Here is a 13,493-nt window from a genome sequence, read left to right on the forward strand (position 1 = left end):
GTTCACTGATCGTATCGATGTCCCCGGTTGAACGACGTGAATGAAATCTGGTCACGGGCTCACGCCCGCCAGGTGACAACCCGGGCGAGGAGGGTAAGCGGGCGGTCGAGCTGGAAAGGGGTCGAGCATGCAGCTGTCCTTCCTGCGCCCGCTCTACGACCGACCCGGGCCGTGGTGCTCGGTGTACCTGGACGCCTCGGCGGACACCGAGGACGCCCACCCGGCGCTGGACCTGCGCTGGCGTGCCCTGGAACGCCGCCTGGCCGAACAGGGGGCGGACGAGGCGAGCGTCGCCGCGCTGGACCGGGTGGTCCGGGGTCACGACCCGATGGCCGGGGACTACGGACTGGCGGTCTTCGCCAGCCACGGCCGGGTGGTGCTCTCCGAGTACCTGTCCGCGCCGCCGCTGCGCGACCTGGCGAGTTTCGGGCCGTTGCCGCACGTCATGCCGCTGCTCGCCCAGCGCGGCGAACAGGTGGCGTGGGTTCGGGTGGTGGCCGACCGTACCGGGGGCGACGCCGTCGCGGTCAGCGCGGGCGGGGTACCCCGGCGGGCGCACGTCGCCGGCCGGGAGAGCTTCCCGCTGCGTCGGGTCCAGCCCGGCGGCTGGTCGCAGTCGCGCTACCAGCGGGCCGCCATGGAGGCGTGGCACCAGAACGCCGGCGACGTCACCGCCGCGACCGTGGAGCTGGCCGACCGGGTCGGCGCGGACGTCGTCGTGGTGGCCGGTGACGTCCGGGCCACCGGGATGATCGCCGCGCAGATGCCGCCGCGCTGGCAGGACCTGGTCGTCCGCACGGACGCGGGCTCCCGGGCCGGCGGAGCCGACCAGAGCATGCTGGACGACCTCACGGTGCAGACCATCGCCGAGGTCGCCGACCAGCGGATCAGCGCCGCGCTGGACAAGTTCGGCGTGCAGGAGGACGTCGGCGCCGGACTCGACGCGGTCGTGTCGGCCCTGCAACGCAATCAGGTCGACACCATGCTCATCGTCGACGACCCGTCGGCGAGCGGCGAGCTGTGGATCGGCCCCGAGCCCACCGAGATCGCCGTCGACCCGGCCCAGTTGAGCGCGATGTCGGTCGACGACCCGCAGCGGGTCCGCGCCGACGCGGCGCTGGTCCGGGCGCTGGTGGGCACCGACGCGGCGTTGACGGTGCTCGGCGCGGACGAGGCGCCGCAGCTCACCGACGGCGTCGGGGCGGTCCTGCGCTACGTCGACGAGGGCACCCCGGGACGCGGCAATGGCTGAGCGCCGGATCGCGGACCTGGTGGTCGAGCGGCTGCGGGCGTGGCGGGTCCCGCGCGCCTTCGGCTACCCCGGCGCGGCGATCACCCCGCTGGTCGAGGCGCTGGAACGCGCCGGGGGCGACCCGGCATTCGTCCCGGCCCGGCACGAGGAGACCGCCTCGTTCATGGCCACCGGGCACGCCAAGTTCACCGGCGGCATCGGAGTCTGCCTGGCCACCCAGGGACCGAGCGCGGTGCAACTGCTCAACGGCCTGTACGACGCCAAGCTGGACAGCAAGCCGGTCGTGGCGATCGTCGGCGAGGACGTCACCGGGCCGCTGGGCGGCGCGCACCAGCAGATCGGGTTGAGCCGGCTCTTCGGCGACGTGTGCAACCAGTTCGTCCAGTACGGCCGCAGCCCCGCGTCCGTACCCGCGCTGCTGGATCAGGCGTTCCGCACCGCGGCGGCGACGCGCAGCCCGACGTGCGTGGTGTTGCCCCGGTACCTGCAGGAGGCCCTGGTGCCCGACCTGGGGACGCACGCGGCGGGCGTGATCACGGCGACCCCGGGTGAGCCGTTGGCCCGGGTGCTGCCGCACGAGGTGGACCTCGACGCGGCCGCGCAGGTGCTCGGCAACGGCCAGCGCACCGCGATCCTGGTCGGTCAGGGTGGCCGGGGCGCCGCCGCCGAGATCGTCGAGCTGGCCGACCGGCTCGGCGCGGGGGTGGCGACGTCCCTGCTGGGCAAACCGATCCTGGACGAGCGCCTGCCCTTTCACGCCGGGGTGCTCGGGGAGGTCGGCACACCGGCCGCGGCCGAACTGATGGGCGGCTGCGACACGCTGCTGCTGGTCGGCACGAACGACCCGTGGACCGACTACTTCCCGATGCCCGACCAGGCCCGAACGGTGCAGATCGACATCGACGGCACCCGCATCGGCAGCCGCTACCCGGCCGACGTTCCGCTGGTCGGTGACGCCACCGAGACGCTGCGGGCACTGCTGGAACGGGTGCCCGCCCGGCCGCACCAACAGTGGCGCGCGACGGTGGAGAGCACCGTCGACCGCTGGCGTGCGACCGCCGCCGACCGGGCCGCCGCGCCGGCCGAACCGATCAACCCGCAGCTCGTCCTCCAGGAACTGTCCACGCGGGTGCCGCACACCGGGTCGGTGGCGGTCGACGTCGGCTCGGTCCTCTACTGGTACGCCCGGCACCTCGTCCTGCCCCCCGGGGTGAACGCGCAGCTCTGCGGCACCCTTGGCTCGATGGGCTGCGCCCTGCCGTACGCGGTGGCCGCCAAGCTCGCGGCCCCCGACGCGCCGGTCGTCGCGCTGCTCGGCGACGGGGCCATGCAACTCAACGGTCTCGCCGAGATGATCACGGTGTCGCACCACTGGCAGGACTGGGCCGACCCACGGTTGGTGGTGCTCGTGCTCAACAACCGCGACCACAACGGCATGGGCGGCGGACGGGAGTCGTCCGGGGACCTGACGAGCCGTCGTCCTGACGTCCCGTACGCGGGCTGGGCCCGGCTGCTCGGGCTGCACGGCGTCCGGGTGGACCGTCCGGAGCTGGTCGGCGCGGCCTGGGACGAGGCGCTCGCCGCGGACCGGCCCTGCGTCCTGGAGGCCGTGGTCGACGCGACGGTCCCGCTGGCGCCACCGGAACCGGCCTTCGCCGACCTGCGCGGCCTGTACGCGGAGGGGGAGCCGGCCCGACGCGTCCGCGAACAGGTGGAGCAGGCCGTGGCCGTCGAGGATCTCGTTTAGGCGCAACCCGCCAGGGCATCAGTAGCGGCCCGACGACCCCTGGAGGTCCCATGCCGGAGTCCGCCGACCGCCGTTACGGTCCCGCGTCCCTGCCGCAGCCGCGCGGCCCGCTGTCGACGGCGGTGACCGACGCGCTGCGCCGGGCGCCGTACGATCTGCCGGCGGACCTCGGCGTCGACCTCGATCCGGCGGATCCGCTGACCGACGAGGACCTGCAACTGACCCTGTTCCTCTGCTACGAGCTGCACTACCGGGGCTGGCAGGGCGTCGACGAGGGTTGGGAGTGGCAGCCCACCCTGCTGGCCCTGCGGGCCCGTGCCGAACGCCCCTTCGAGGCGGCGCTGCGCCGGCTGGCCGGCGTACCGGTGGTGCCCGCCGAGGGCGTCGCTGCCGGGCTTGCCGAGCTGGTGGCGGCCGACGACGGGCCGGCGCTGGCCGCCGCGCTCCAACGGCGTGCCGACCTCACCCAGTTCCGCGAGTTCGTCGCCCACCGCTCGGTCTACCACCTGCGCGAGGCGGATCCGCACAGCTGGGCGTTGCCGCGCCTCGGCGGCCCCGCCAAGGCCGCCCTCGTGGAGATCCAGACCGACGAGTACGGCAACGGGCGGCTGGACCGGATGCACGCCGAACTGTTCCGACGCACCCTCGACCGGCTGGGTCTGGACACCGGCTACGGCGCTCATCTGGACGTGGTGCCCGCCGTGACCCTGGCGACCAACAACCTGATGTCCCTGTTCGGGCTGCACCGGCGGCTGCGCGGGGCGCTGCTCGGGCACCTGGCGGCCTTCGAGATGACCTCGTCCCTGCCAAACCGCCGCTACGGCAACGGGCTGCGCCGCCTCGGCCTGGACGAGGCGGCGACCCGCTTCTACGACGAGCACGTGGAGGCGGACGCCGTACACGAGCAGATCGCCGCGCACGACCTGTGCGGCGGCCTGGTCCGGACCGAGCCGGCGCTCGCCGCGGACGTGCTCTTCGGCGCGGCGGCGGCGCTCGCGGTGGACCGGCTCTTCGCGGCGCACCTGCTGGAGAGTTGGGCGGCCGGCCGCAGTTCGCTGCGCGCACCCGCGTTGCCGTCCCCGCCGCCGACCGTCCCGCTCGTCGGGTCGACACCGGTGACCAGCGCGGTGCCGGTCGTCCCGCTGGCGCCGAGCGTGTTCGTCTGACCCCGCCCGGACCCGCTGGCGGCGTGCCTTTCCGGGTGGCGGCGTGGCTTCCCTGGTGGCGGTCTCCTGGGTGGCGGCATGGCCAGGGGTCCGCCTGGTCCATGTTCTCCCTTTGCTCTGCTTCAGCCGAGGCAACGGTTGCGGGGCGTTTGTGTCGCGTCCGTGTAAGCAGAGCAAAGGGGCCGAGCGACAGAGTCGAGCGACGGGGCCGGGCGACGCGGGCTCGATCAAGGGGCCGAGCAACGCGGGCTCGAACGAGCGACGGGGGCGGGAGTCACCCCTCGCGGGTGGTGCCCGCCCGGAAGTTGACCATCTTGTGGGTGCCGTCGCAGAACGGCTTGAGCGCCGACTTGCCGCAGCGGCACAGCGCCACCGTGCCCCGGCGGGCGTCGATCCGCTCGCCGTCCGGGGTCACCAGCGCGAAGTCGCCACGGACGAGCAGTGGACCGTCCTCGTACGGCGTGATCGTGGCGGCGGCGGGCTCGCTGGTGTCGTCGGTACGCATGGGCCCCGATGTGCCCACCCCAGCCCCGGTGAAACCTGCGCGGCCGATCGCCGGTGATGACCGGCGCACCCCGCTGACCAGCGGATTGTGGCCGCCGGGTGGGTGATGCCCCGTTTGAACCGCATCGGGACGGGAAGCCGGGCCGCGTGGTGAGCGAACGAGGCAAGGTGGGGCCGGTGCACAAGGTGCACAAGGGGCTCACGGCCGATGGCGCCGGTTTGGCCGGCGACCGGGTCGTGGCCCAGGGCAGCGCCGCCCGGGTGCTGGTCGCCGCCACCGCCCGGGCGCTGCGGGGCGCGGACTGCGCCGACCTCGGGCACACCGGGCCGACCTCGCGGTTCCCGACGGCGCCGGAGCCGGTACGCCGGGCCGCGGCGACCCGGGCCGCCGGGCGGGTCGCCCTCACGGTCGACCAGATCGGTGAGGTGGACGCGGCCCGGGTGGCACGGTGGTTCGTCGACCAGTACCCCCGCCGCAGCTACCCGGGGGTGCTCATCGGGTCGCCGCACGGCGCGGCCGCCCACCTGGCGGTCGCTCTCGGCGTGCCGTGGCTGCCCGCCGGCTTCGAGATGACCGCGCACTGGACCGACGGTGCGGTGGATCGTCCCTGCGAGGCGTTGGCGCACGGGGGCGCGCTCGCCGAGCGGCTGCTCGGTGGCAACCCCGACGTGCACGTGCGTCAGGTGCACTGCCCGGCCAGCCGGGGAACCCTCACCGGCGTCACCGTCTCGCTGGCCGCCCGCTGGCGGTCGCTGCCGGTCGCGTACGCGCAGTTCCTGGCCGACCGGCTGAGCGCCGACGCCCCGGTGCTGCTGGTGCGGGACGCGCGCACGTGGCCGGTGCTGGAACGCGGGCCCGGCCACAGCTTCCAGGTCGGCTGCCCGGCGAGCGGACTGGACCCGGTCGACTTCCACCCCGACAGCCACGCCCTGCGGCAGGTCCTGCGGGCGGTCGGCGGCGACGCTGCCCGGTGGGCGCCGCCGGAGGTGTCGGTGCCGGCGGGCGACGCCGAGTACGGCATGGACCCCGGGTTCGAGCTGGCGGCACGGGACTTCGCGGGCCGCCACGGACGCCCGCTGCACCGGGTGCTGGTGCCCCGGCCGGGAGCGTTGAGCGCCGGGGTGGCCGACCTCTACCGGCGGTGGTTGCGGGCCGCCGGCAAGACCGGTGACCGGTTGGTAGTGGAATGCGGTCGGCTGCTCGATCCGTGGCAGGTGGTGCGGGCGGGGCTGGTGCCGTACTGGTGCGAGAACGCCACCCGCCGCAGCGTGGACGAGGCCGAGTGGTGGCTGGCCGGCAGCGAGGAGTTCAGCTCGGTGGACGTCCTGCCCGAGCCGCCGGGTATGCGCTCGCCCGCCCTGGCCGGGCTCCCGCAGTGGTTGGCGGTCGCGGGCTTCGGCCGTCGGCGCAGGGCGCTGGACCGTACCTCCGCGCGGGGCTATCCCGTGACGTCCGTGCCGACGCGCCGGGCCACCGAGGTCATGCGTGCCCAGCCGTACGACCTGCCCGTCCCGCCCCCGCTGGGGGTCGCAGAGGCCCTGTCGGTGCTGCGTGACACCGGCGGCCACCAGGGGTTGCTCGTCTCCTGAAGGGGAGGACGCCGAAACTTCCTCGCGAACCCGGGGTCCCGTGATTGAGTACCTGAGGAGCGGGAACATCGCTCGCTGCGACGACCTGATCGCGCTGCGTAGAGATGTTGTCGCCCGCTGGCATCCAGTCACAGACCCACTTTCCGGCCCGGTGCGTGGCTCGACCACGCGCACGACCGGTTTCCCGATCCGGGCGGGGGACCTTCCTGAGGGAGGCGCGGATGTTCGGACAGACGAGCACGACCACGACCACACCACCACCCACCGAGCGTGGGCTGGAGGACCTCGACGCGGCGGCGCTGGCGTACGCGGCCCGGATCGAAGGGCTGCCGCCGGAGCGGCGACAGGAGGCGCGGGACGACCTGGTCCGCTTCGCGCTGCCGTTCGCCGGCCGGCTGGCCCGCCGGTACCGGGGGCGGGGCGAACCGCTGGAGGACCTGGAGCAGGTGGCCCGCCTGGGGCTGGTCAACGCCGTCGACCGGTACGACCCGGAACGGGGTTCGTTCACGGCGTACGCGGCGATCACCATCGTGGGCGAGATCAAGCGCCACTTCCGGGATCGCACCTGGGGCGTGCACGTGCCCCGCCGGCTGCGTGACCTGATCCTCGAGGTGGGGCAGGCAACCGCCGCGCTGACCAGCGAGTTGTCCCGCGCGCCGTCGGTGGCCGAGCTGTCGGCCCGGCTGGAGACGCCGGAGGAGGAGATCCTCGCGGCGTTGGAGTCGGCGGCTGGCTACAGTCCGGCGTCGCTGAACGCGCCGGTCGGCGGGGAGAGCTCCGCGGAGTTCGGCGACCTGGTCGGCGAGTCGGACAACGCCCTCGAGTCGGTCGACGACCGGGTGACGGTGAGCGGCCTGCTGCACCGGCTGCCCTGGCGTGAGCGCCGCATCCTCGCCATGCGCTTCTACGGCAACCAGACCCAGGCGGAGATCGCCGCCCGGTTCGGCATCTCGCAGATGCACGTGTCCCGGCTGCTGTCGCGGGCGCTGACCTGGCTGCGGCAGGCCATGCTCGCCGACGCCCCACCGCCCTGGCAGAACGGCGCCGCCGAGCCGGATCCGGGCAAGACCCGCATCTCGGTACGGCAGAACGGCGACCGGGTGGTCGTCGAGGTCGGCGGCGAGGTCGACCGCGACGGCGCGGACCAGCTCCGCCGGGCGATGTTGGAGGCCGTCACCGGTCAGCCGAGCGAGGTCGTGGTCGACCTGGTCGGGGCGGGCGGGTTCGACGCCGGCGGGATCGCCGCGCTGGTGGCGGGTCGGGAGGCAGCCGAGCGTACCGGCGTGCCGTTGCGGCTGACCCGGGTGCAGCCGGCGGTGCGCCGCTCGCTCACCGCCGCCGGGTTGCCGCCCGCTCGGGACTGACCCACCGACGACAGACAGCGCAAGGGCCCGACACCGGACAGGTGTCGGGCCCTTGCGGGCGTACCGGAATCTCAGCGGTCCTGGTTCTCGCCGTCGCTGTGCGGGTGCCGCCAGCGTTCGTGCGGCTTCGGCGCGTCCTGTGCGTCCTGCGGCGCGTCGCTCTGCTCGAAGCTCGGCCGGCGTACGCCCTCGGGCTCGGGTACGTCCACCGGGCGGGCGCCGGACTCCGGTGCCGGCTGGTAGCGGGCCGCTTCCGCCGCGCCGTGCGCGCCCTCGGGTGCGGGCGACTCCGGCGCGTGGTGCTCGAGGTGAATCTCGTCGCCGAACTGCTGGGGCGGCTTCGTGGTGCGCTGCGGCAGATCCCGGCCCAGGTCGGCGACGAGCGGGCCGTACTTCAGGTCGAACGCCGGGCGCTCGGAGCGGATGCGGGGCATCTTGTCGAAGTTGCGCAGCGGCGGCGGGCAGGTGGTCGCCCACTCCAACGAGTTGCCGAAGCCCCACGGGTCGTCCACCGTCACCATCGCCCCGTAGCGCCAGGACTTCCAGGCGTTGTAGATGAAGAAGAGCGTGGACAGGCCGAGGATGAACGCGAAGATGGTGGAGATGGTGTTCAGCGTGGTGAAGCCGTCGGTGGGCAGGTAATCGGCGTACCGGCGGGGCATGCCCTCGGCGCCCAGCCAGTGGTGCACCAGGAAGGTGCCGTGGAAGCCGATGAACATGGTCCAGAAGTGCGCCTTGCCGAGCCGCTCGTCGAGCAGCCGCCCGGTCATCTTCGGCCACCAGAAGTAGTAGCCACCGAAGAGCGCGAAGACCACCGTGCCGAACACGACGTAGTGGAAGTGCGCCACCACGAAGTAGCTGTCGTGGGTGTGGAAGTCCGCCGGCGGGCTGGCCAGCAGCACCCCGGTGAGGCCGCCCAGCAGGAAGGTCACCAGGAAGCCGATGGCGAACAGCATCGGCGTCTCGAAGGTGAGCTGCCCCTTCCACATGGTGCCGATCCAGTTGAAGAACTTCACTCCGGTGGGCACCGCGATCAGGTAGCTCAGGATGCTGAAGAACGGGAGGAGCACCTGCCCGGTGGCGAACATGTGGTGCGCCCACACGGTCATGGAGAGCACGGTGATCGCGATGGTCGCCAGCACGAGGCCGGTGTAACCGAAGATCGGCTTGCGGGAGAACACCGGGATGATCTCGGTGATGATGCCGAAGAACGGCAGCGCGATGATGTAGACCTCGGGATGGCCGAAGAACCAGAACAGATGCTGCCAGAGCATCGGTCCGCCGGTCGCCGGGTCGTACACGTGCGCGTTGAGCAGCCGGTCGGCCGAGAGCGCCAGCAGCGCGGCGGCCAGCAGCGGGAACACCAGGACCACCAGCAGGCTGGTGAACAGCATGTTCCAGGTGAAGATCGGCATCCGGAACATGGTCATGCCGGGCGCGCGCAGGGTCAGGATCGTGGTGATCAGATTGACCGCGCCGAGGATGGTGCCCAGGCCGGAGACGACCAGGCCGAGCACCCACATGTTCGCGCCCACGCCGGGGCTGTGGTCGACGTCGCTCAGCGGGCTGTACGCGGTCCAGCCGAAGTCCGCCGAGCCGCCCGGGGTGATGAAACCGCCGATCACCATGAGGCCGCCGAACAGGTACAGCCAGTACGCCAGCGCGTTGAGCCGGGGGAACGACACGTCCGGCGCGCCGATCTGGATCGGCACGATGAAGTTGGCGAATCCGAAGGCGGCGGGCGTGGCGAACAGCAGCAGCATCACCGCGCCGTGCGAGGTGAAGAGCTGGTTGTACTGCTCGGAGGAGAGGAACTGCAGGCCCGGCCGGGCCAGCTCGGCGCGCATCACCATCGCCTGGAGGCCCGCGACCAGGAAGAACCCGAAGGAGGTCAGCAGATAGAGCACACCGATCTGCTTGTGGTCGGTGGTGGCGAGGAACTTGATCAGGGAGTTGCCGGGGACCGGCGTCCGCAGCGCCCCGGGAAAGCCCCCGAAGCGGGCCGGTGCCAGGATCGCCGGGCCCCGATCGCGAACGGGTTCCGTGGTTACCCGCTTGGCCATGGCTGCTCACCCCGTCGTGACGGCAGAAAGGACGGGCGTGCCTACCCGACCCTCGCACCATGTAACCAGGCTTAAGCGGTGAATTCGGTCAGATCGCCGGTACCGGTCGAAGTGCCCCCTGGGACTCAGGTCGCCGGCAGCATCGCCCAGACGGCCTTGCCCTGACCCGCCGGCACGCTGCCCCACCGCTGCGCCAGCTCGCGCACCAGCAGCAGCCCGCGGCCACCCTCGGCGCGCAGGTCCAGGCCGGCGGGTTGGGCCGCCGCCGGGCTGCCGTCCACCACGGCCAGGTGCAGGTACGGCCGACGCAGCGTCACGGTCACCTGCATGGGGGTGCCCACGTGCCGGACCACGTTGCCGACCAGCTCGGTGAGCACCAGCGCGGCCGGGCCGGCCGCGTCGGGCAGGTTCCACCGGGCGCACGCGTCGCCGACCAGCTCCCGGGCTCGCCGGCAGGCCTCCGCCACCGGCTCCAACCGGGCCCGGATCCGCAGCGCTCCCTGCGCGCCGGCCACCCTCGTCGCCTCCGCGCAGTCCCGCGAGACCGGGACCACCCGGCACGTCGTCGACTCGGACAGCCACCGGGCGGCGGCCGGCGGCGGGGCGCAGAGCACCACCGGCACGGCCGGCCACTCCTCGGCACGCCGGGCCGTCGCCGCGAAGACCGACAGCGCCAGCCGGTCCCGTACGGTCACCCGGGCGAGGTCGACCACCAGCGCCTCCGGCTGGGCGGCCAGCGCCCCGTCCAGCGCCTGGTGCACCGAGCGCATGGTGCCCAGGTCCAGGGCGCCGGAGAGCTGGACGACCGCCACCGGTGCGCTGTCGCGCACCTCGCAGGTGATCCGGCTGGCCATCGGGACGCCCTCGATTCGCTGGTCGGTCGGGATCTGCCCACTACCCGGGGTTCCGGGCCACCAAACCGCAGCGATCGGCCAGGGCGACGCGGCTCACGGTCGCCGAGGCCGCGCGGTCAGCAGACCCAGCGCGATCAGGCCGAGGCCCAGGCCGAGATGCAGCCAACCGTCGGCGGCGTTGACCGGCAGGACGTTCGCGGCGGTGTCGTGGTCCACCGCCAGCCCGTAGAGCCAGAGCACCAGGTAGACCGCACCGCCGCCGACCAGAAAGGTCCGCGCGCCGCCGACCGTCCGCGCCAGCGCGAGGCCGACCACCCCGAACAGCAGGTGTACGAGGTTGTGCAGTACCGACACCTGGAAGGCGCCGAACAGGAACGCGCCCGAGGTGTGCCCGGCGAAGCGCAGGTTCTCCGTACCGCTGGTGATCCCCGGCACGAAGCCGAGCACACCGACCAGCAGGAACAGCACGGACGCGGCGTTCGCCGCGCGGCGTACCGGCGGCCTGCCGTCGGCCGGGTTGGCCCGCGCCCGGGAATGCGCCATCGGTCCGACCATCACCGGCTCCCTCGCTGCGCGGCAGGCGTACGGGTGCGCCTACCCGTCGCCACCGGGGGCAAACGCCCCGGCGGCTCAGACCGGTTGCAGGCGGGGCACGGTCGCCAGCTCGCGGACCCGCTGGTACAGCTCGACGTAGCGCTGGGCCATCACCGCGGGCGTGAACCGCCGGGCCGCGACCCGGCGGCACTCGTCCGGGTCGAGCAGGTCAGCGGCCAGCACCAGATCGGCCAGCTCGTCCTCCTCGTCGGTGAGCAGGCCGGTGCGTCCGTGCTCGATCAACTCGGGCAGGCAGCCCCGGGCGGTGGCCACCACGGGCGTGCCCAGGGCCAACGACTCGACCACGGCCGTGCCGCCCGGCTCCTCCCAGCGCAGCGGGAACAGCGACGCGCGGGCGCTGGCCAGCAGGTCGTCGCGCTCCTGCCCGGCCACGGTGCCGAGCCAGCGCACCATGTCGCCGTCGACGTGCGGCGCCACCTCGTCGAGGAAGAACCGCACGTCCGGGTTCTGTCGGGCCTCGTCGCCGGCCGCCGCCAGGTCCGCCGGGCGGTGGTACGGCCCCACCGGACCGGCCAGCACCAGCGGTACGCCGATCCGCCGCGCGAGCCGTGCGCCCACGTCCTGTCCCTTGCCGGGGTTGATCCGACCGAGGATGAGCAGGTGCTCACCCTTGGCCGGGCCGGGCCGACGGTCGGCGTCCACGGCCAGCGGCGTGGACAGGTGCACGTGGCCCACCGAGTGTTCCCGCAGCGCCAGTGGCGCCCGGGCCAACTGCGACGCCGAGACGCCGTTGACCCGGACCCGGTCGCCGCCGTCCAGACTGCCGTAGAGCGCGGGGTGCTTGGCCAGGTCCCAGTGCAGGGTGTGCAGCACCGGTGGCCCGGACGGTCCCATCGCGGTGAGCGTGGCCAGCCCGACCGCCTCCACGTGGTCGTGCACCAGGTCGATGTCGTCGCGGGAGTGCAGCTCGCGGACCACCCCGGCCAGGTGCGCCTGCGCGATGCCACAGACCTGGTTGTAGGGCCGTTGCAGCGCTCCGAACTGCCCGTCGGCAAAGACCGACACCTTCTCGTCCACCGGCAGACCACTGGACTCCACCGAGGCGAGCACCACGCGTACGCCGAGTCGCCGCAGCTCCGGCACCAGGGTTGCGATCACGTTCTCGATGCCCCCGTACCCGGGTGGGGGCACCGACAGCCACGGGCCGGCGTTCATCAGCACGGTGAGGCTCATCGGCGGTCCTTTCCTACCCGGACGGTGGTCGGCCGACGAACCGGGGCGCTCACGCGGCCGCCACCGGTCGCCGGGGGAGCCGGTGGCGCAACTCGGCCAGCGGCGGACGCTCCTCGATGGACACATCGCTGACGACGACCTGCCGGTCCAGGTTGGGCAGGGTGTCGGAGCCGCCCCGGCGGAACTGGGTCAGCAACGCCTCCGGCATCAGACCGGGGGCCGCCCAACCGCGTCGTTGCAGCCGGGACCACGCGGTCAGCATGATCTGCGCGGACATCCGGCCCAGCGCGGCCGTGTCCTGGTGACGGTGTTTGCGTTCGCCGAGGTCGACCTGCGCCAGCGCGTCCAGACCGACCAGGTCCAGCAGGTCGATCATCATGGCGGTCTCGACGCCGTACCCGGAGACGAACGGTACCCGGGCCAGCACGTCGCGGCGGCCGGCGTACTCACCGGCGAGCGGCTGCACGAAGCCGGCCAGTTCGGGCCAGAACAGGTTGAGCAGCGGCCGGGCCATCAACTCGGTCACCCGCCCGCCGCCGTCCTGTTCCACCGTGGCGGACCCGACGAGCGGACGGTGGTAGAAGCCCTTCACGAAGTCCACCGACGGGTCGGTGAGCAGCGGCCCGAGCAGGCCGGTGACGAAGTGCGGCCGGAACTCCCGCAGGTCGGCGTCGACGAACGCCACCACGTCACCCTCGGCGGCGGCCAGCCCCGCCCAGAGTGCGTCGCCCTTTCCGGTGAGCCGGGGCAGGCCGCGGGTCATCGCGTCCTGGCTGACCACCTCCGCGCCGGCGGCCCGGGCCACCTGGGCGGTGCGGTCGGTCGACCGTGAATCCACCACGATCAGCTCGTCGACGAGCGCGACCCGGTCCATCAGATGCTCCCGGATGGTCGACACGATCGCGCCGACCGTCGCCTCCTCGTTGCGTGCCGGCAGCACCACGCTGACCCGGCTCTCGCCCTTGGCACGAAGCAACCGGCGTGCCGGCCAGTCCGCCGCCGACGTGGTCCGGTACGTGGCCCACGCCTCCACTACCGGTGACACGGTCGTTTCCTGCACGGGCACCCCCTCTTTCGTGCGTGGAACAAGCAGGGCTCTATTTCCCACCTGCCGCCTCGCGCTAACCGTTTCCAGGGCAACAGCTTGATCACGACGTGGCATCGG

Annotated in this window: 11 protein-coding genes; 5 read left to right on the plus strand and 6 right to left on the minus strand. The window is 73.1% G+C overall.

Features of this window, described 5'->3' with window-relative positions; translation table 11 throughout:
* Positions 1 to 127 precede the first annotated feature (127 nt).
* Genes ACN269_RS02355 through ACN269_RS02365 form a run of 3 tightly spaced genes read left to right on the plus strand, consistent with a single transcriptional unit; the run spans position 128 to position 4,165 of the window.
* Entirely contained in the window at positions 128 to 1,252 is a 1,125-nt protein-coding gene (locus ACN269_RS02355) for a Vms1/Ankzf1 family peptidyl-tRNA hydrolase (protein ID WP_421470777.1), read from the plus strand.
* Positions 1,245 to 2,999 carry a thiamine pyrophosphate-binding protein gene (locus ACN269_RS02360; protein WP_421470778.1) on the plus strand — a complete coding sequence of 585 codons (1,755 nt, stop codon included), beginning with the start codon at positions 1,245 to 1,247 and terminating at the stop codon, positions 2,997 to 2,999. The genes ACN269_RS02355 and ACN269_RS02360 overlap by 8 nt, the downstream gene beginning before the upstream one ends.
* Before the next feature lie 50 nt (positions 3,000 to 3,049).
* Positions 3,050 to 4,165 carry an iron-containing redox enzyme family protein gene (locus ACN269_RS02365; RefSeq protein ID WP_421470779.1) on the plus strand — a complete coding sequence of 372 codons (1,116 nt, stop codon included), beginning with the start codon at positions 3,050 to 3,052 and terminating at the stop codon, positions 4,163 to 4,165.
* Between the two features lie 274 nt (positions 4,166 to 4,439).
* Here ACN269_RS02365 and ACN269_RS02370 read toward each other — a convergent pair whose 3' ends face one another.
* Positions 4,440 to 4,670: a CDGSH iron-sulfur domain-containing protein gene (locus ACN269_RS02370; protein ID WP_396799418.1), complete on the minus strand. Its 231-nt coding sequence runs from the start codon at positions 4,668 to 4,670 to the stop codon at positions 4,440 to 4,442.
* Positions 4,671 to 4,846: 176 nt separating this feature from the next.
* On the opposite strand from ACN269_RS02370, the gene ACN269_RS02375 reads away from it, so the two are divergent.
* Positions 4,847 to 6,259 (plus strand): hypothetical protein, encoded by a 1,413-nt coding sequence (locus tag ACN269_RS02375; RefSeq protein ID WP_421470780.1) that lies wholly within the window; start codon positions 4,847 to 4,849, stop codon positions 6,257 to 6,259.
* A 221-nt stretch (positions 6,260 to 6,480) separates the two neighbouring features.
* Positions 6,481 to 7,623: a SigB/SigF/SigG family RNA polymerase sigma factor gene (locus ACN269_RS02380; protein ID WP_355052419.1), complete on the plus strand. Its 1,143-nt coding sequence runs from the start codon at positions 6,481 to 6,483 to the stop codon at positions 7,621 to 7,623.
* A 71-nt stretch (positions 7,624 to 7,694) separates the two neighbouring features.
* On the opposite strand, the gene ctaD is transcribed toward ACN269_RS02380, so the two are convergent.
* From ctaD to ACN269_RS02405, 5 genes are all read right to left on the minus strand, one after another.
* Complete coding sequence (ctaD, locus tag ACN269_RS02385) at positions 7,695 to 9,686, minus strand: cytochrome c oxidase subunit I (protein ID WP_421470781.1); 1,992 nt, start codon at positions 9,684 to 9,686, stop codon at positions 7,695 to 7,697.
* A 125-nt stretch (positions 9,687 to 9,811) separates the two neighbouring features.
* Positions 9,812 to 10,540, minus strand: coding sequence for an STAS domain-containing protein (locus ACN269_RS02390; protein ID WP_421470782.1), 729 nt, complete (start codon positions 10,538 to 10,540; stop codon positions 9,812 to 9,814).
* Between the two features lie 93 nt (positions 10,541 to 10,633).
* Positions 10,634 to 11,083, minus strand: coding sequence for a DUF4383 domain-containing protein (locus tag ACN269_RS02395; protein ID WP_421470783.1), 450 nt, complete (start codon positions 11,081 to 11,083; stop codon positions 10,634 to 10,636).
* An 87-nt stretch (positions 11,084 to 11,170) separates the two neighbouring features.
* Complete coding sequence (locus tag ACN269_RS02400; protein ID WP_421470784.1) at positions 11,171 to 12,328, minus strand: glycosyltransferase; 1,158 nt, start codon at positions 12,326 to 12,328, stop codon at positions 11,171 to 11,173.
* A 49-nt stretch (positions 12,329 to 12,377) separates the two neighbouring features.
* The gene (locus tag ACN269_RS02405; RefSeq protein ID WP_421476176.1) at positions 12,378 to 13,361 is read right to left on the minus strand and encodes a glucosyl-3-phosphoglycerate synthase; all 984 of its coding nucleotides are present in this window, start codon (positions 13,359 to 13,361) and stop codon (positions 12,378 to 12,380) included.
* Between the last annotated feature and the right edge of the window lie 132 nt (positions 13,362 to 13,493).

This window comes from Micromonospora sp. WMMD736 (genome assembly GCF_049179015.1).
Classification (GTDB): Bacteria; Actinomycetota; Actinomycetes; order Mycobacteriales; family Micromonosporaceae; genus Micromonospora.

Coding starts and splice junctions, on each gene's coding strand:
- ACN269_RS02355 (WP_421470777.1), top strand. CDS start 128: ATGCAGCTGTCCTTCCTGCGCCCGCTCTACGACCGACCCGGGCCGTGG.
- ACN269_RS02360 (WP_421470778.1), top strand. CDS start 1,245: ATGGCTGAGCGCCGGATCGCGGACCTGGTGGTCGAGCGGCTGCGGGCG.
- ACN269_RS02365 (WP_421470779.1), top strand. CDS start 3,050: ATGCCGGAGTCCGCCGACCGCCGTTACGGTCCCGCGTCCCTGCCGCAG.
- ACN269_RS02370 (WP_396799418.1), bottom strand. CDS start 4,670: ATGCGTACCGACGACACCAGCGAGCCCGCCGCCGCCACGATCACGCCG.
- ACN269_RS02380 (WP_355052419.1), top strand. CDS start 6,481: ATGTTCGGACAGACGAGCACGACCACGACCACACCACCACCCACCGAG.
- ctaD (WP_421470781.1), bottom strand. CDS start 9,686: ATGGCCAAGCGGGTAACCACGGAACCCGTTCGCGATCGGGGCCCGGCG.
- ACN269_RS02390 (WP_421470782.1), bottom strand. CDS start 10,540: ATGGCCAGCCGGATCACCTGCGAGGTGCGCGACAGCGCACCGGTGGCG.
- ACN269_RS02395 (WP_421470783.1), bottom strand. CDS start 11,083: ATGGCGCATTCCCGGGCGCGGGCCAACCCGGCCGACGGCAGGCCGCCG.
- ACN269_RS02400 (WP_421470784.1), bottom strand. CDS start 12,328: ATGAGCCTCACCGTGCTGATGAACGCCGGCCCGTGGCTGTCGGTGCCC.